At 40.7% G+C, this 17,306-nt stretch carries 15 protein-coding genes and 1 rRNA gene (1 of these 16 only partly in view); 4 read left to right on the top strand and 12 right to left on the bottom strand.

The features are described 5' to 3' along the window. Window positions 1–219 precede the first annotated feature (219 nt). The 9 genes from EEL30_05870 to EEL30_05830 all read right to left on the bottom strand — a co-directional run bounded on the left by EEL30_05870 (window position 220) and on the right by EEL30_05830 (window position 10,046). Window positions 220–996, bottom strand: a complete 777-nt coding sequence (locus tag EEL30_05870; protein QDX95683.1) for a sigma-70 family RNA polymerase sigma factor — start codon at window positions 994–996, stop codon at window positions 220–222. Next, on the bottom strand, window positions 962–1,462 hold the full coding sequence (gene rsbW, locus EEL30_05865) for an anti-sigma B factor RsbW (GenBank protein QDX91931.1): 501 nt from the start codon (window positions 1,460–1,462) through the stop codon (window positions 962–964). Before rsbW ends, EEL30_05870 begins: the two co-directional genes overlap by 35 nt. Beyond that, window positions 1,459–1,815 (bottom strand): anti-sigma factor antagonist, encoded by a 357-nt coding sequence (locus EEL30_05860; protein QDX91930.1) that lies wholly within the window; start codon window positions 1,813–1,815, stop codon window positions 1,459–1,461. Before EEL30_05860 ends, rsbW begins: the two co-directional genes overlap by 4 nt. A gap of 228 nt (window positions 1,816–2,043) precedes the next feature. Then, window positions 2,044–3,327, bottom strand: coding sequence for an isocitrate lyase (gene aceA, locus EEL30_05855; protein ID QDX91929.1), 1,284 nt, complete (start codon window positions 3,325–3,327; stop codon window positions 2,044–2,046). A 24-nt stretch (window positions 3,328–3,351) separates the two neighbouring features. Further along, window positions 3,352–4,965 (bottom strand): malate synthase A, encoded by a 1,614-nt coding sequence (aceB, locus tag EEL30_05850; protein QDX91928.1) that lies wholly within the window; start codon window positions 4,963–4,965, stop codon window positions 3,352–3,354. A gap of 455 nt (window positions 4,966–5,420) precedes the next feature. Then, window positions 5,421–6,704: a serine--tRNA ligase gene (locus tag EEL30_05845; GenBank protein ID QDX91927.1), complete on the bottom strand. Its 1,284-nt coding sequence runs from the start codon at window positions 6,702–6,704 to the stop codon at window positions 5,421–5,423. 402 nt (window positions 6,705–7,106) lie between these two features. Then, window positions 7,107–7,709, bottom strand: a complete 603-nt coding sequence (gene pdxT, locus EEL30_05840) for a pyridoxal 5'-phosphate synthase glutaminase subunit PdxT (protein QDX91926.1) — start codon at window positions 7,707–7,709, stop codon at window positions 7,107–7,109. Between the two features lies 1 nt (window position 7,710). Continuing rightward, complete coding sequence (gene pdxS / locus EEL30_05835) at window positions 7,711–8,595, bottom strand: pyridoxal 5'-phosphate synthase lyase subunit PdxS (protein QDX91925.1); 885 nt, start codon at window positions 8,593–8,595, stop codon at window positions 7,711–7,713. Window positions 8,596–8,750: 155 nt separating this feature from the next. Beyond that, window positions 8,751–10,046 (bottom strand): D-alanyl-D-alanine carboxypeptidase, encoded by a 1,296-nt coding sequence (locus EEL30_05830; protein ID QDX91924.1) that lies wholly within the window; start codon window positions 10,044–10,046, stop codon window positions 8,751–8,753. A gap of 399 nt (window positions 10,047–10,445) precedes the next feature. Here EEL30_05830 and EEL30_05825 point away from each other — a divergent pair, with 399 nt between their 5' ends. Together EEL30_05825 and EEL30_05820 are read left to right on the top strand one after the other, a co-directional pair. Next, a complete protein-coding gene (locus EEL30_05825) occupies window positions 10,446–11,129 on the top strand; it encodes a transposase (protein ID QDX91923.1) in 684 nt (227 codons plus the stop codon). Further along, window positions 11,090–11,896, top strand: a complete 807-nt coding sequence (locus EEL30_05820) for an IS3 family transposase (protein QDX91922.1) — start codon at window positions 11,090–11,092, stop codon at window positions 11,894–11,896. The genes EEL30_05825 and EEL30_05820 overlap by 40 nt, the downstream gene beginning before the upstream one ends. 88 nt (window positions 11,897–11,984) lie before the next feature. Here EEL30_05820 and EEL30_05815 read toward each other — a convergent pair whose 3' ends face one another. After that, window positions 11,985–13,328, bottom strand: a complete 1,344-nt coding sequence (locus EEL30_05815) for a transposase (protein QDX91921.1) — start codon at window positions 13,326–13,328, stop codon at window positions 11,985–11,987. Between the two features lie 151 nt (window positions 13,329–13,479). Between EEL30_05815 and EEL30_05810 the strand changes: the two genes are divergently transcribed. Then, a complete protein-coding gene (locus EEL30_05810) occupies window positions 13,480–13,581 on the top strand; it encodes a hypothetical protein (protein ID QDX91920.1) in 102 nt (33 codons plus the stop codon). 136 nt (window positions 13,582–13,717) lie between these two features. Here the strand turns inward: EEL30_05810 and guaB are convergent, their stop codons facing one another. Further along, the gene (gene guaB, locus EEL30_05805; GenBank protein QDX91919.1) at window positions 13,718–15,178 is read right to left on the bottom strand and encodes an IMP dehydrogenase; all 1,461 of its coding nucleotides are present in this window, start codon (window positions 15,176–15,178) and stop codon (window positions 13,718–13,720) included. A 180-nt stretch (window positions 15,179–15,358) separates the two neighbouring features. Here guaB and EEL30_05800 point away from each other — a divergent pair, with 180 nt between their 5' ends. Continuing rightward, the gene (locus tag EEL30_05800; protein QDX95682.1) at window positions 15,359–16,384 is read left to right on the top strand and encodes a hypothetical protein; all 1,026 of its coding nucleotides are present in this window, start codon (window positions 15,359–15,361) and stop codon (window positions 16,382–16,384) included. A gap of 98 nt (window positions 16,385–16,482) precedes the next feature. Here EEL30_05800 and EEL30_05795 read toward each other — a convergent pair. Next, window positions 16,483–17,306, bottom strand: a 23S ribosomal RNA gene (locus tag EEL30_05795); it runs 2,109 nt beyond the window's last position.

Genomic DNA, 17,306 nt, shown 5'->3' with positions numbered 1-17,306 from the left:
ATTCATTGATGAGCTTTTATGTATGTTACGATCCAACTAACTTCTTTTCATATTGCAACTTCTCCATTCCAATCTTTCTATTATTAATTTTGGTTGGTAGCATGAATATAACCGGGTACTCTTTTATTTGAAACACCATTCTTTTTTGAAAAAAGAAAAACTAGATCCTCTCCCTATCTGTTCGAACAAAAAAACACGCTATCAAATAACGTGTCTTCTCTATTTTTTCGAAGCAATATGCCCCGCTGATAAAATATCTCGCAACTTAGTTACCGCTCTTTTCTGAATACGGCATACACTCATCTGTGATATCCCCAATACATTAGCAATGGCTCGTTGAGATAGGCCATCTATGTATGCAGAATATATGACTTTTTGCTCTTCTTCTTTTAATTGTTCCATCGCTTCCTGCAAATCCAGTTTATTTTCAAGTGCTCCAAAATCATCTACTGAGGAACTGACTAAATCTCCAATCGTTGATCCACCCTCATCTGTACTGAGAGGCGCATCAAGAGACGTTAGTTGATAATACTCGCGGCCAGCTAATACTTCAATTGCTTCTTCTACAGACATCTCCATTTTATCAGCAATTTCTTGAACGTCTGGAGAACGCTCTAAAGTAATGGTTAGCTCATCAATAACCTGTTGAATACGTGCGCCCTTTTCTTTAATGCGGCGTGGCACTTGGACATACCAAGATTTATCTCTCAAATAATTCTTCATATGCCCAATTAAACTTTTCATCGCATAAGGTTCAAAAGCAAATCCTAAACTAGCATCAAATTGCTGTAATGAGCGCAGTAATGATATCTGCCCAATCTGATATAAATCCTCATAAAAATCCCGACAGTTACGAGAGATCTTTTTAGCTGCCATTTTAATCATAGATTCATATTTGATTAACAAATCTGTAGCTAGTTCTTGGCAACTAGTTTCCTGATACCTTCGTATCTTTTTCAGATCACTCTCTGCTATCCCGGGAGATGACGCTAACATTGGATTCTGCTGCATGCGTATTCCCTCCTAAACTTCCGCCAAGCCATTTAGTAAGTACCACCTCTGTACCATTCTCATTCGAAACCTCTACTTCATCCATCAATGCTTGCATCATATAAATTCCTAAACCACCAGCTTTTAAATCTGTCATTTCTTTATCATGTAAGGAACTAGCTTTTTCAGATGCCCCTTTGTAGTCAAAGCTCTCCCCATAGTCTTTAATAACAATACGCAAACCTTCAGGTGCTGTCTCGAATGCCACATCAATAAAGCCATCATCCACTCCTGCATAAGCATGAACAATAACATTATTACAAGCCTCCGAAACGGCAACCTTCATATCTTCAATATCTTCAAAAGAAAAACCCATTCTGGTTGCCAATCCATATAAAGAAAGCCGGACTACATCGATAAAGTCAGCATGAGCCGGTATGGTCATACGGACTAACTTATTTTGAGCAATCATGCCGTTCCTCCTGTCTTATCCATACGTGATTCCTTTTGTGGCATTAAAAACTTGGTAATACCAATCATATCGAACAGACGCTGGATTTTGGGGGAAACTTCCTCTACGTTCAAAGTTGTCCCCATTTCATTCCGCATTTTTAGAAAGGAAATAATAATGCCTATCCCTGTGCTATCGATATATCGTAAATCTCGTAGGTTTAAGGTTAATGTTTTATCTTGTTGTGTAGCGAGGGGCTCTAAAACCGATCGAAAATAGGGAGCCATGGATAAATCAAGTTGACCATGCAGAAATACAATTGTACCTGACTCTGTTTCCTGCTGTGTCACTTCAAAAACATTCGTTGGATTCATTCTCAATATCACCTCTGCGTTATTAAATGATCTTTTATTATGTAACCACATTCTTGTGTTATTGAATCAGAATCAAACAAAGAATAGGGAGAATCAACCCTAAAAACTATATTTATAGAAGAAATAAATCTGGATAAGCGTACCCTCCCCATCCAAATAGGTAAAGAGCAGGATTCCCGAAAAGGAACCTGCTCTTTTTCTATAACCAGTCATTTTTCTTGTTATCTCCTATCTACTAGCCGAGAATTGCTCTTCTTCCGTTGAACCATGCAATGCAGTCGTAGAAGAATTTCCGCCTGAAATCACTTGTGCTATTTCGTCAAAATACCCCGTTCCTACTTCACGTTGATGCCTTGTTGCTGTATAACCTTTTTGCTCACTAGCAAATTCTGCTTGCTGTAACTCCGAGTAAGCCGCCATTCCTCGTTCACGATAGCCTTGAGCTAATTCAAACATACTGTGGTTAAGTGCATGGAATCCGGCTAGGGTAACGAACTGGAACTTATACCCCATCTTGCCGATTTCTTGCTGGAATAAAGCGATAGTTTCCTCATCTAGTTTCTTTTTCCAATTAAATGATGGAGAGCAATTATAGGCTAACAATTTATTTGGATATTGCTCATGGATTGCTTCTGCAAAACGTCTAGCTTCTTCTAGATTAGGTTCCGATGTCTCGCACCAAATAAGATCAGCATAAGGAGCATACGCTAGTCCTCTGGCAATCGCTGCATCTAGTCCCCCACGTAGTTGATAGAAGCCTTCTGCTGTTCGATCCCCTGTCAAAAATTCCTGATCTCTTGGATCAATATCACTGGTAAGCAGGTAAGCCCCATTGGCATCTGTACGAGCTACCACTAAAGTTGATACTCCCATCACATCGGCAGCAAATCGAGCGGCGACCAAGTTTCGGACGGCTGCCTGAGTAGGAATTAAGACTTTCCCGCCCATATGACCACACTTTTTCTCAGAAGCTAATTGATCCTCAAAATGAACACCTGCCGCTCCAGCTTCAATCATGGCTTTCATTAATTCAAATACATTAAGTGGTCCACCGAATCCTGCTTCAGCATCAGCTATGATTGGTGCAAACCAATTCGTTTCTTCTTTTCCTTCTGAATGAGCAATTTGATCAGCCCGCTGGAGGGCCTGATTAATTCTTTTCACCACTTGTGGCACACTGTTAGCTGGATACAAGCTTTGATCGGGATACATGTGACCAGATAGATTGGCATCAGCAGCAACTTGCCATCCGCTCAAATAGATGGCTTTTAATCCGGCTTTCACTTGCTGGATCGCTTGATTTCCCGTTAAAGCTCCCAAGGCATGAACGTAATCCTCGGTATGAAGCAGATTCCAAAGTCGCTCTGCTCCCAATTTTGCCAATGTATGCTCAACCTGAATTGAACCACGTAATCGAACAACTTCTTCAGCAGAATATGGTCTTGTAATTCCTTCCCAACGTTTAGACTCCCAAGACTGTTCCAACTCTTTTATTTGCTTCAATTTAGTCATCTGATTCCCACTCCTATTCTCTTTTTAAATATGCTCATATGCTGGTAATGTAATAAAAGGTATAAACTCTTCCGCTTGAACTACTTCTTTAAACAAAGCAATAGCCAATGGAAATTCCCCTGCCTCAAAACGTTCTAAACCTATCTCCTGCTGTAAAGTAGCCATTTCTTCATGGATCATCCCCTCTACCAATTCCCATGTAATCCTACGTCCATCGGTAAAGACCCCATCTGGATGTCGAATCCATTGCCAGACCTGGGCACGCGATATCTCCGCGGTAGCTGCATCCTCCATGAGATTATTAATCGGTACTGCACCCATTCCTCTCAGCCAAGCCTCCACATATTGAATAGCTACACTTATATTCGTGCGTACACCCTGCTCTGTAATAGTACCTGCTGGAACAGCTAGTAAGTCTGCCGGAGATACGTGTACATCAGGTCTTTTTAGATGAATTTGATTAGCAGAAGGCATGGTTTTATCAAATACGCTCAATGCTACTGGCACAAGACCAGGATGAGCAACCCATGTACCATCATGACCGGCCAGAGCTTCTCTTTCTTTATCCAGCCTTACTTTCTCAAAAGCAGCTTCATTCGCTATCACATCATTTCGAACAGGGATTTGTGCCGCCATTCCTCCCATTGCATGAGCATTACGTTTATGACACGTCTGAATGGTTAGATCGGTATAAGCTTTCATAAAAGGAACAGTCATATTCACTTGAGCACGATCAGGCAATATAACACTTTTATTTTTACAGAATTTTTTGATAAAGCTAAAGATATAATCCCACCGTCCACAGTTAAGTCCAGCACTGTGATCACGTAGCTCATACAAAATTTCATCCATCTCAAAGCTAGCTAGAATAGTTTCTATGAGGACTGTCGCTTTGATCGTTCCTTGTTCAATTCCTAGCCTTTGTTGAGCAAATACAAAAACATCATTCCACAACCTTGCTTCTTCGTGCCCTTCTAGCTTCGGTAAATAAAAATAAGGACCTGAACCTATTTCCAGTAGCTTCTTAGCATTATGAAAAAAATAGAGCCCAAAATCCACAAAACTAGCTGATATTGGATGATTATCTACATAAATATGCTTCTCCTGCAAATGCCAGCCACGCGGTCTAGCTAACAATGTAGTGATTTTCTCATGTAATTGATAGGATTTTCCTTCTTTGCTGGTAAAAGAAATCGTACGGTTAATGGCATCTCTCATGTTGATTTGACCTTCTATCGTATTTCTCCATGAAGGCGAATTCGCATCTTCAAAATCAGCCATAAAAGCTTTGGCACCTGAATTACAAGCGTTTATTACCATTTTCCGATCAGAAGTAGGACCAGTAATTTCTACCCGACGATCCTGTAGATCATCAGGAATGGGGGCAATCGTCCAGTCTCCTTCTCTAATGCTTTTGGTTTCCTCTAAAAACTGGGGCATGATTCCCCGATCAATTTTCTGTTGTCGTTGTTCTCTCTTTACTAAAAGTTCCTGACGTCTTACTTCAAATGTTCTTGATAGATCAGCTAGAAAACCCAAGGCTCCTGGTGTCAATATTTCCTGATAACGTTCGTTCATCTCACCTGTAATCAGAACGCCAACTGGATACGGCTCTGTTTCAGTCAATATCTTTTCCATTTTCGCACTCTCCTCCGTGTAGTAACTACCTCCAAACTTATTCAACTAACCCTGACCCACTGCATGTACAGCAACTAATGCACCCATGTCCTTGGCATGAAGAACAATAGCCTCCCTCGTGCGTATGACCTTTCCCCTTACAATGTGGGCAATCATTTTCTCCATTTCCATTACATTTGTAGCAATCCATCTTTCATCCTCCTTATCCTGTTTCAAATCTGTATTATAACAATCATTATTTATATTAATTAATATATAACAGATGATTCGAAATTGACAATCTTTTTTAAAATATTTTCCAATAAATTCTTTTTTATCGAAAAATTCTTATAACGAATACCTTTCAAGCTGTTGAAACATAAAAAAACTGGTAGCTGTCTCTTGAATAGACTACTTACCAGTTTTACTTTTATCTATGAGGTTTTAGGAAACCACGATATAGCTACTTACCCTGTTTATTTCTTAGCTGTAATTCGTTCTATCCCACCCATGTAAGGACGCAATGCTTCTGGAATCACAACAGAACCATCTTCTTGTTGGAAGTTTTCCAGAATGGCAGCAACTGTACGACCTAATGCCAAGCCAGAACCGTTCATCGTATGCACGAATTCAGGTTTGCTTTTTGCATCGCGGCGAAAACGAATATTTGCACGGCGAGCTTGGAAATCCTCAAAATTAGAACAAGAAGAAATCTCACGGTAGGTGCTATAGCTTGCAAGCCATACTTCCAAATCGTATTTCTTCGCAGCTGTAAACCCAAGGTCACCTGTACACATACTCATGACACGATATGGCAGACCTAGCATTTGCAACACCGTTTCTGCGTTGTTCACCAGCTTTTCTAGCTCTTCATATGATTCTTCAGGTTTAACGAACTTCACAAGTTCAACCTTATTAAACTGATGCTGACGAATTAAACCACGTGTATCACGTCCCGCTGAACCTGCCTCAGAACGGAAACAAGCACTAAATGCATTATATTTAAGCGGAAGTTTAGTTACGTCAATAATTTCGTCACGGTACATATTTGTAACAGGTACTTCAGAAGTTGGAATCAAGAAGTAATCAACCCCATCTATCTTAAAAGCATCCTCTTCAAATTTAGGCAATTGACCTGTCCCCGTCATGCTAGCACGATTAACCATATATGGTGGCAACACTTCTTCATATCCATGCTTGTCTGCATGAAGATCCATCATGAAGTTCATTAATGCACGCTCTAAACGAGCACCCATGCCTTTATAGAAAACAAAACGGCTTCCTGTAACTTTGGACGCTGTTTCAAAATCAAGAATACCAAGAGCATCAGCTACTTCCCAATGTGGTTTTGGCTCAAAGTTGAATGTAGGAACTTCTCCCCACGTGCGATGCACTACATTGTCATCCTCTGTTGTACCGATTGGTGTGCTTTCATGCGGCAAATTCGGAAGACTTAACAAAATGATGTTTAGCTGCTCATCTAACTCACGAAGCTCTTCATCCAATGCTTTAATGCGCTCATTTACTTCCTTCATTTCAGAGATCAGATGATCTGCATTCTCTTTATTGCGCTTTAATACAGCTACTTGCTCTGATACTGTATTACGTTTATTTTTTAGCGTATCTCCTTCTTGAATAAGCTGTCTACGTTTTTCATCCACTTCTGCAAACTGATCCAATGCGGAGATCTCTTCGTTTCGATGCGTCAGTCGACGTCTTACTTCTTCAAGATCTTGACGCAGTACTTTTACGTCTAACATGTAAAACCCCTCCAAATTTTAGACAAAATAAAAAACACCCATCCCATCTAACAGGGACGAATGTTAACTCCGCGTTGCCACCCTCATTGATAAGCCTTATTGCCTTGCCTAAACCAAGCAAGTACGCTGGTCTTATCCTCTTCATTCCACGTAAATAACGGTACGCGCGACCGGGCAAAGTTATGTCCTTTACCACTCAAAGATGGATTCTTCTGCCCATTGGGTCGATTCACACCAACCATCGACTCTCTTGACCAATTGAAACAGAGTACTATTTCTTATCAACATGTTCTTTATGGGTGTTTCTTGTCATTTAAATGTACTACATGATGTAATCAATTGCAAACAGTGCTCTATGTTCATTTTACACGCTCTGTTTTATTTTGAAAAGAAGAAAGCACCCTATACGGATGCTTTCCCTGTTGTTTGATATTCTTTCACCATATCTAAAAAGTATTTATGCATTCGATAATCATCCGTTAGTTCTGGATGAAAAGATGCTGCCAAAAATTGCCCTTGGCGAGCCGCTACAATATTATCTTCATGTTTCGCTAACACTTCACCTTTATCGCTGACTTGCAGGATAAGAGGTGCGCGGATAAAGACCGCTGGAAAGTCAGGAGCTACGCCAGCAATCGGCATCTTGATTTCAAAGCTTTCCTTTTGACGCCCAAAAGCATTACGTGCCACTTTCATTTCCATTAAACCTAGATGAGCCTCTGGTGCATGTTCAATCTCATTTGCAATTAAAATGGCCCCTGCGCATGTTCCAAAAACGGGTTTTTTCTCAGACGCAAATTGACGAATAGCATCTATAAAGCCATATTTATGCATGAGCTTGCTGATGGTTGTACTCTCGCCACCCGGAATGACCAAACCATCTACTTCAGATAGCTCGTCCACCTTTTTAATTGCTACAGCTTCAGCACCTGCCAACTCAAGCATGCGCATATGTTCTGCAACCGCACCTTGTAAGGCGAGAACACCAATTCTTGGCTTGCTCATATTACCAACCGCGCTCTTGCATGCGCTCAGCTTGCGGCAACTTGGAGATTTCGATCCCTGTCATCGCAGAACCAAGATCTTTAGAAACGCGTGCAATCAGTTCATAATCAGTGTAGTGTGTTGTTGCTTCTACAATAGCACGAGCGAATTTTTCAGGATTCTCTGATTTAAAGATACCAGAACCTACAAATACGCCATCTGCGCCTAATTGCATCATCAAAGCAGCATCAGCTGGTGTTGCTACTCCACCTGCCGCGAAGTTTACAACCGGAAGCTTACCTGTTTTGTGAACTTGCTCTAACAATTCATACGGAGCTCCAAGATTTTTTGCTTCCGCCATTAATTCATCATAAGACATGCTTTGTACTTTACGCATTTGTGCTTGCATCGTACGCATATGGCGAACAGCTTCAACAATGTTTCCTGTTCCTGGTTCCCCTTTTGTACGAATCATAGATGCACCTTCTCCAAGACGACGAAGAGCTTCACCTAGATCACGTGCACCACAAACGAATGGTACTGTGAAATCTTTTTTATTAATATGGTACAAGTCATCAGCAGGAGTAAGTACTTCACTTTCATCAAGATAATCTACTCCCATAGATTCAAGGACACGTGCTTCTACAAAATGACCGATACGTGCTTTTGCCATTACAGGAATAGAAACGGATTTTAGTACTTCCTCTACAATTCCTAGATCGGCCATGCGCGCTACTCCACCAGCCGCACGAATATCAGATGGAACGCGTTCCAGTGCCATAACGGCTACTGCACCCGCAGCTTCCGCAATCTTAGCTTGCTCAGCATTGACAACGTCCATAATAACGCCGCCTTTTTGCATTTCTGCCATTCCACGTTTAACACGATCTGTACCTACCTGTACCATCAGTGAGCCTCCCCTATAAGTGAACATCCCTACAAAAGAATTAGATTTGAAACATTGTTTTCATTGTAAACCAATCAGAAAAAGTAGACAACATATCTTGACAGAATATTTGCCTTCTTTTAAAGTTCTGTTTTGTTCTATGCTATTCTCCTATACTACCCAACAATACTTTTAAACAGACTAGCAATAAACTCGAAGATACTTCTAAAGAACAAGCGAATCCAACTACCTTCTTCCACATCTTCAGTAGCTATAAGATCTACTCCGCCTTTTTGATTACTTGGCAACAAATAATCGCTTTTTCCTTCTGTATCAAGGTATACCTTTCCAATCACATCGCCTTTTTTAATAGGCGCTGTCAAATCTTTATACTCTACACGAGGCGTTACTTTGGCTTCTTCTCCGATTTTACCGATAACATTGACCGATTTAGCGGTAATAGCTGGCACTTCTAGCTGTACACCCTTTTTAATAGGTGCATTCTCAAATCCTGCTACAGGTACACCTTTACCCAGCTTCTCTGTGGCTTTGTAGGTAGAATATCCATAATTTAACAACTTTTTGGTTTCTTCAAAACGACTTGTTTTTGTTTTGGCTCCCATAACAACCGTAATTAAACGCATTCCATCACGATTAGCCGTTCCAGTAAAACAATATTCAGCTTCTTGTGTATAACCAGTTTTAAGTCCATCTACTCCAAGCGTCTCACTTGGCAATCCTGGAAGCATCCAGTTATTGTTTGCTAGCTTGCTCTCATCTTTTTGACCTTCCCGGAACACTAACCGCGGCATTTTAGAAATATCTAGTGCCTCTGGATAGTCAGTCACTAAATGATCTGCCAAAATAGCTGCATCACGTGCAGACATCACGTTATCTTTGCTTGTGTCAGCCGGTGAAAAAGGACCTAATTCATTAGCAGGCAAACCAGTCGATGTAACAAAAAACGTATTTTTCATCCCAAATTCTTGAGCTTTTTTATTCATCATGGCTACAAAGTTGGCTTCAGAACCGCCGACTTTTTCTGCTAAAAGAGCTGTAGCATCATTAGCTGAAGCAATAGCCATAGCTTTATATAATTCACTTACCTTGTGACTTTCTCCAGCATTTAAGTAAACGCCTGCTGAATCCTTAATTTTTGCAATAAAGAAAGCATAGTCACTAACAGGTACTAGTTCGTCCATTTTAATTTTGTTGGTCTTAACAGCTTCAAGTACCAGATATTCGGTCATCATTTTAGTCATACTAGCTGGTGGCAATGGTACGTCTGGATTTGTACTGTACAATATCTTTCCTGTAGAAGCCTCTACCAAGATTGCTGATTTCACCTTTAGATCAAGATTGGCAACTGTCCCAGCAGCAGAAGCCTGCATAGCTCCCCCCACAATGGATAGCATGCCAATCGCACCAGCTAATAAAAGTTTGTTTACTCTTGCTGTCCATTTGTGCATCATGTCTACAATCACTCCCCTACTTTTTGAAAATGTTCTTTTTCTTCTTTTTTCCTGTTGAACACAATCTTTAGTCTATCATACTAAAAGCCGTTGTTTGAAGAGCACTATATGCATCTCATCCAGAAAATTTGTTGGTAAAGCTAACCAGCATAAAAACCCTTCTTTTTACCTGACGTTCTAGTAGCATGTTTTGATACAGATTTTACTTTTTTTATTAGGAAATAAATTCAGTCTCTAGGGTCCGTAATCTTTAGTGAAGCGCAATACTCTATACCTACTATTACATTCACCTGTGATTCATAAAAAACAAAAGGACCTCCAAATGGAAAGCTGATATGCTCCCCTTGTGGTAGACAGTTGAAATAATATAACTGTTTCCTTACAAGGAGGAGCATTTTTATGTCCCATAAAGCAAAAATATCTGGGTCAGAAAAGATTGCAGCTATTGAAAAATATCTTCGTGGGGAAGATTCGCTTAATCATTTAGCAAATCTTCTAGATGTTTCCTTTCCATCTATTAAACAATGGCTTCAAACTTATCAATCATTAGGTCCAAACGGATTGCTCAATACATCCAAGAACTCCTCCTATTCCACAGAATTAAAGAAAACAGCTGTCGAGGATTATCTGGCTAGTCGTGGTTCTCACATGGATATATGTAAAAGATATGGCATCAAATCAACCCGCCAACTGCGTAACTGGATCCTGAAGTATAATGGTCATGAGAAGCCGAAAGCTTGCGGCACAGGAGGAACACCAATCATGACAAAAGGACGAGCAACTACTTACGATGAAAGAATTGAAATCGTCAGATTCTGTATAGAACATCAACACAATTACGCCCAAACCGCACAGAAATTTCAGGTATCCTATCAGCAAGTTTATTCTTGGACAAATAAATACATTAAATCTGGTGTAGATGCACTTCAGGATAAACGTGGAAAGCGAAAATCTGAAGATGAGATGTCCGAAGTGGAGAAGCTGAGGGCACAAAATAAGCTGCTTCAAGCTGAGAACAGAAGAAAGCAAATGGAGATTGATTTATTAAAAAAGCTGGACGAAATCCAAAGGAGGCGATTCTAAGCCAAGTCCGATATGAACCTGTATATCTTGCAATACGTGATCTTCATGAAAGTAAATCATATCCCATAAGTCTACTCTGTGAAAACATGGGAATTCAACGTTCTTCGTATTATAAATGGCTAAATAGGAAAGAAAGCCATAACGAGAAATTCAACAAAGAGTTGCTTCCCATGATTAAGGATGCCTATGAAGAAAGAAATGGGATCCTTGGATATCGTCAGATGACAATCAAACTAAACCGACAACACAATCTTACTGTTAACCATAAACGGATATACAGACTCATGAGAATCTTACAAATAAAATCAGTATGCCGCAGGAAGAAGAAAAGTTACATTCCGTCAACTCCTCAAATTACGACGGAAAATATTTTGAACAGAGATTTCGAATCCGACGGATTCGGTACAAAATGGCTCACTGACGTGACGGAAATGAAGTATGGCCTTCAAAGCAAGGCTTATTTGAGTGCAATCATGGATTTGTCAGATAAAAGTATTGTTTCTTTTGTGGTAGGGCATTCCAACAACAATGAACTTGTGTTTAGAACTTTTGATATCGCACATCAATCATATCCTAATGCTAAACCCATCTTTCATAGTGACCGAGGATTCCAATATACGAACAAAATGTTCAAAAAGAAACTGGACGACGCAGGAATGATACAAAGCATGTCGAGGGTATCTAGATGCATAGACAATGGACCGATGGAATCGTTTTGGGGAATGATAAAATCCGAGATGTATTATCTCAATAAATTTAATACATGAATCAATTTCATAAAGGCTTTTTCCAAAAATAATTAGACTATCCCTACGGGATTAATGCTGTTTTTTTGAAAAAATTAAGCTGCTACTTTCATCCTACTTGCCAGTTCCTACGAATTCGATCCACTGCTAACTTGGATGCATTATAAACAAGAGTAACCAAGTCAAAATGGACTTTTGCCCTCTTTCCTGTGCGATATCGGACATTGTTTAGCTGAAAGAACTCCTTCAAATAAGCATGTACTCGCTCTACGGCTGTTCTCTGGTCATATAGTTCTTCCCACGTTTTTGTTCCTCTGGCTGGCGCGGTGTACTTTCGAAGATCGGTTTCAGCCTTAATTTTATAGACTTTTTGACAGAGAGAATCCTGATTCAATGGACAGTCTTTACATTCTTTTGGCCGTACAAATTTCAACGTTTTGTACTTCTTATCATAACTGTCGTAACGATAAGAGCATTCTCGGACACAAGTTGGCGCAAAATGTGAATCGAATCCAACCATTTCTCCTTCATTCCGCTTGTTGTAAGCAATAATCGCTTGTGCGTTCATTCGTCCGATTTGTTGATAGATCGGGACATAGTCATATCCCGCATCCATGATTGCATATCGCATGTGATTGGGAAGGACAGTTTGAATTCCTTTCAACAAAGGAATCGCTGCTTTCCCATCGTTCATACTTCCAGAGGACATGAGGGAGCAAAGAATATATTGACTTTTCGTACTGACTGCAAGATGAGCTTTGTATCCAAACCAAAACATGTTCTTTCCATCACTATTTTTCTTTATTCCCCAAGCAGGTTTGATAGGAACTTGGTACCGTAGGTCCTCCAACGTCACATCCAGTTGAGCTGCAATGGTTTTTTCATATAAGGACTTCTGGGCTTCCTTTTCTTGCTTTTGCTTGTCGTAGATATCTTTTTCTGCTTTTGATTTACGTCCACGTTTTTTCAATTCTGGTTTCGTCTTTTTTTCTTTTGCCACACCTCGATCACGGGATTCAAAATGGGTTGCATCGATGGCAATTGCTTCATCGCCTATGAACCCTTCCTGTATCGCTTGCAACAGTAACTTGTCTTGGACTTTATTGAGGTGTGCTGTTTCAGAAAGCTTCTGAACGAGACGAGAGTACGATGCCTCGGAAGGAAGATTGTCAGAAAACAGAAAACCGCATTCCATTCGAAAGATAAAGTCATGTTTTAGTCGTTTTCGTAAATCTTTCACAGTGGGAATTCGTTCTACGATTCGAGCGACCAGAGAATATAGCATGGCAGCATAATTCAACTCGGTAGGAGCACCATAGATCGACTTTTTGGAAATAGAGAAAAGAAGCGGTTCAATGTCAAGAGTGGAGAAAATAGCCTCAAAACGTTTGGGAGGTTCTAAGTCGAATAATTCCTGTATATCAAATAGGCTTCCTTGTTTTATAATAGACATTGGGAGTCACCACCACCTCTTAAGTTTGGGTCGCACTTAACTTATTAGAGATTTGGGGAGGTACTCCTTTTTCTATGCTCAAAAACTCTTGGGCCCGTAGGGCTCTGATTTATGAAATTGATTCACATACAAAGAATTGGAAGTAGCAATTATGGAATACATAACTTACTACAATAACCATCGATACCAGAAAAGACTAAACTGTATGACGCCTTTGGAATACAGGCACTACCTTCAAAATTCAGCAGCATAAGAAAGACACCAACCCATGTGAAAATAGTTGGTGTCAGATTTTTTTGTTTTTCCGTTGTCTACTTGACTGGGGGCAGTTCAAGCCCTTTTGTCTTACCTTGCTATATTAGCTTGGCAAAGCTATAGTTGCCCTACTTTTATGATATAGAGTAGTTTGGAGATTCTTTTGTAATTTGAACATCATGTGGATGGCTTTCACGCAATCCTGCACCAGTAATGCGAACGAAAGTAGATTTGTCACGCAAATCCGCAATCGTTGCAGCACCGCAATAACCCATACCGGCACGAAGACCACCGATTAGCTGATAAACAACGTCAGCCAAAGGTCCTTTGTAAGCTACACGTCCTTCAATACCTTCAGGAACTAGCTTCTGTGCATTCTCTTGAAAGTAACGGTCTTTACTTCCTGCTTTCATAGCACCGATGGAACCCATTCCACGATACACTTTAAAACGGCGTCCTTGATAAATTTCAAATTCACCTGGGGATTCATCTGTACCTGCAAACAAGCTACCAATCATGATAACAGATGCACCGGCACCTACAGCTTTTGGTAGGTCCCCTGAGTATTTAATACCACCGTCAGCGATAACAGGAATATTATATTCACGTGCTACAGTCGCACACTCATAAATCGCTGTAATCTGTGGAACCCCAATTCCAGCAACAACACGAGTTGTACAAATCGAACCAGGACCAATTCCAACTTTAACAACGGAAGCCCCTGCCTCAATTAAATCCTTTGTAGCTTGTCCAGTAGCCACGTTACCAGCAATAATCGTTAATTCAGGGTAAAGGGTACGTACTTTCTTAACTGTCTCTAGAACCCCTTTAGAATGGCCATGTGCTGTATCGATAACTAATACATCAATTCCTGCTTGCACTAATGCTTCTGTTCGCTCAAATGTATCACTTGAGACCCCTACAGCTGCTCCGCAAAGTAAACGACCTTGCTCATCTTTCGCTGCATTAGGATATTGAATAAGTTTTTCGATGTCCTTAATGGTGATAAGCCCTTTTAAGACATTATTTTCATCTACCAAAGGTAGCTTTTCAATCTTATGCTTCTGTAAAATTTGTTCAGCTTCCAGCAATGTAGTACCTACAGCTGCTGTAACTAGATTTTCCTTTGTCATTACTTCTTTTACCAAGATGGAGAAGTCGTGTACAAAACGTAGATCTCGGTTTGTTAAAATACCAATCAATTGATTTTGATCGTTAACGATTGGTACACCGGAAATACGGTATTTACCCATGAGGGCATCTGCATCTGCAACAGTGTGGTTTTCACTTAAAGAGAATGGATTTGTAATAACACCACTCTCAGAACGCTTTACGCGATCTACCTCACTTGCTTGCTGCTCAATGGTCATATTTTTATGAATGATACCCAAACCGCCTTGACGAGCCATTGCAATAGCAAGTGCAGATTCTGTTACTGTATCCATACCGGCGCTGATTAATGGTATGTTGAGTTTCACCTTTTTGCTTAATACTGTGGATACATTAACGTCTTTTGGAAGCACTTCTGATTTAGCTGGTACCAATAATACATCATCAAAAGTTAAGCCTTCCTTAGCAAACTTATTTTCCCACACGGTTCAAGGACCCCTTTCAGCCGAAAAATCTTTTCATCAGTGTAGCAAACGGCTCAATTTAATGTCAAGGAATGCTTATATTGTTCGCTTTTATAGGAGAAAATATAAATGTTTCTTAGATTCCATAAGAAAATTATTTACAAAAATGAATATTCGAAATATAAAGGGGTAATCTTTTCCATGTCCTTTCAAAATGTCTGGCACCAGCTTTCCGTAGTGGAAACGGAGCCTACTTCACGTTCTTTTCTTACTACCTCTTACCACAGAATTGGCTTAGAAAATCCTGAAAAACATGCTTTTCAAAATAGCACACGTTTCCTATACACTTGGATGCAAGCTAGACATTTCTATGAGATGGCTGCAAAAAGCCCTTTATTAATCCAACCTCTCTTATTGTTTTATGGCTGTGTGCATTTGCTCAAGGGGCTAGTCTTATCCAAAGATCCTAGCTACCCTCAGAATAGTCGTATGCTACAGCATGGTGTTACTGCGAGAAAGGTTAAGAAAAGCCCCTATCATTTGTTGGATGACGAGATGAAGCCTCAAAAGGAAGGATTCTTTCCTCATTTGTGTCGACTCCTTTCGCTACATCCCATATCCAATCGTTATCGAATAGGTGACCTATTTCTATCACTTCCTGAACTTCGTGAGGAAATGAAGTATTTTCATTTATCGAGCCCTTGGATTCCTACGCCGATCATAACGGAGAAACCATTTGTTTTTGCCTTGTCCCAAGAAGATCAAGGAGCACTCTCTTATTCAGATGAAACCTTGCACCATTTTCTAAATCGTAGTTCTTCAAAAAAGGAAGTATCTACAAATTTCCCACCATTTTGTACTCATAGACTAAACATCGATAAGGATAAAGTTGAGTCGGCTCTTCCCTCAGCTTCTTCTAAGCACGTACGGTTTTTTGATTGTGAAGGTGGACGAGTATCTCTTTTAAACCATCCCCTGTTCTCGATGGATCAGAGTAAGAACTTTTATTTATGGAATGACACACAAAATCAGCCTATTCCCTTTTTGGCAAGTCATTATCTACTGCTTTATGGTCTAAGCATGCTTTGTCGTTATGAAAGTGAAACATGGGGAGATTTAGTTTTATCACATCAATATGCTGAAAAACTGTTAGTAGACAAATTTTGCAAGCATCATTTGGAGTTTTTTCCTTATATGGTAGGTCAGGAATTACACCTTCTTACGTAAAGTAATTAACATACCAAAAAAGCTAGTTACCGTAAAAGGTACCTAGCTTCTATCTTTATTCCCTGAAAACTGGATAATGAAAGTCAGCATAAAGGCAATGTGGATAAGTCCTCGACCGATTAGTATTCGTCAGCTCCATGCATTACTGCACTTCCACACCGAACCTATCAACCTCATCGTCTATGAGGGGTCTTACTAGCTTGCGCTATGGGAAGTCTCATCTTGAAGGGGGCTTCACGCTTAGATGCTTTCAGCGCTTATCCCGTCCGCACATAGCTACCCAGCTGTGCCACTGGCGTGACAACTGGTGCACCAGGGGTGCGTCCATCCCGGTCCTCTCGTACTAAGGACAGCTCTCCTCAAACTTCCTACGCCCGCGACAGATAGGGACCGAACTGTCTCACGACGTTCTGAACCCAGCTCGCGTACCGCTTTAATGGGCGAACAGCCCAACCCTTGGGACCTACTTCAGCCCCAGGATGCGATGAGCCGACATCGAGGTGCCAAACCTCCCCGTCGATGTGGACTCTTGGGGGAGATAAGCCTGTTATCCCCAGGGTAGCTTTTATCCGTTGAGCGATGGCCCTTCCATGCGGAACCACCGGATCACTAAGCCCGACTTTCGTCCCTGCTCGACTTGTAGGTCTCGCAGTCAAGCTCCCTTGTGCCTTTACACTCTACGAATGATTTCCGACCATTCTGAGGGAACCTTTGGGCGCCTCCGTTACTCTTTAGGAGGCGACCGCCCCAGTCAAACTGCCCACCTGGCATGGTCCTTCCACCCGATAAGGGCGGCAAGTTAGAAACTCCGTACATCAAGGGTGGTATCCCAACGACAGCTCCACGAAGGCTGGCGCCCTCGCTTCACAGCTTCCCACCTATTCTGTACATGATGCACAAAGTTTCAATACCAGGCTACAGT

The sequence above is a fragment of the Brevibacillus laterosporus genome (assembly GCA_007833815.1).
Classification (GTDB): domain Bacteria; phylum Bacillota; class Bacilli; order Brevibacillales; family Brevibacillaceae; genus Brevibacillus_B; species Brevibacillus_B laterosporus_D.
The sequence above is the reverse complement of the archived record's forward strand: the minus strand, read 5'-3'. Positions and strand labels throughout refer to the sequence as shown.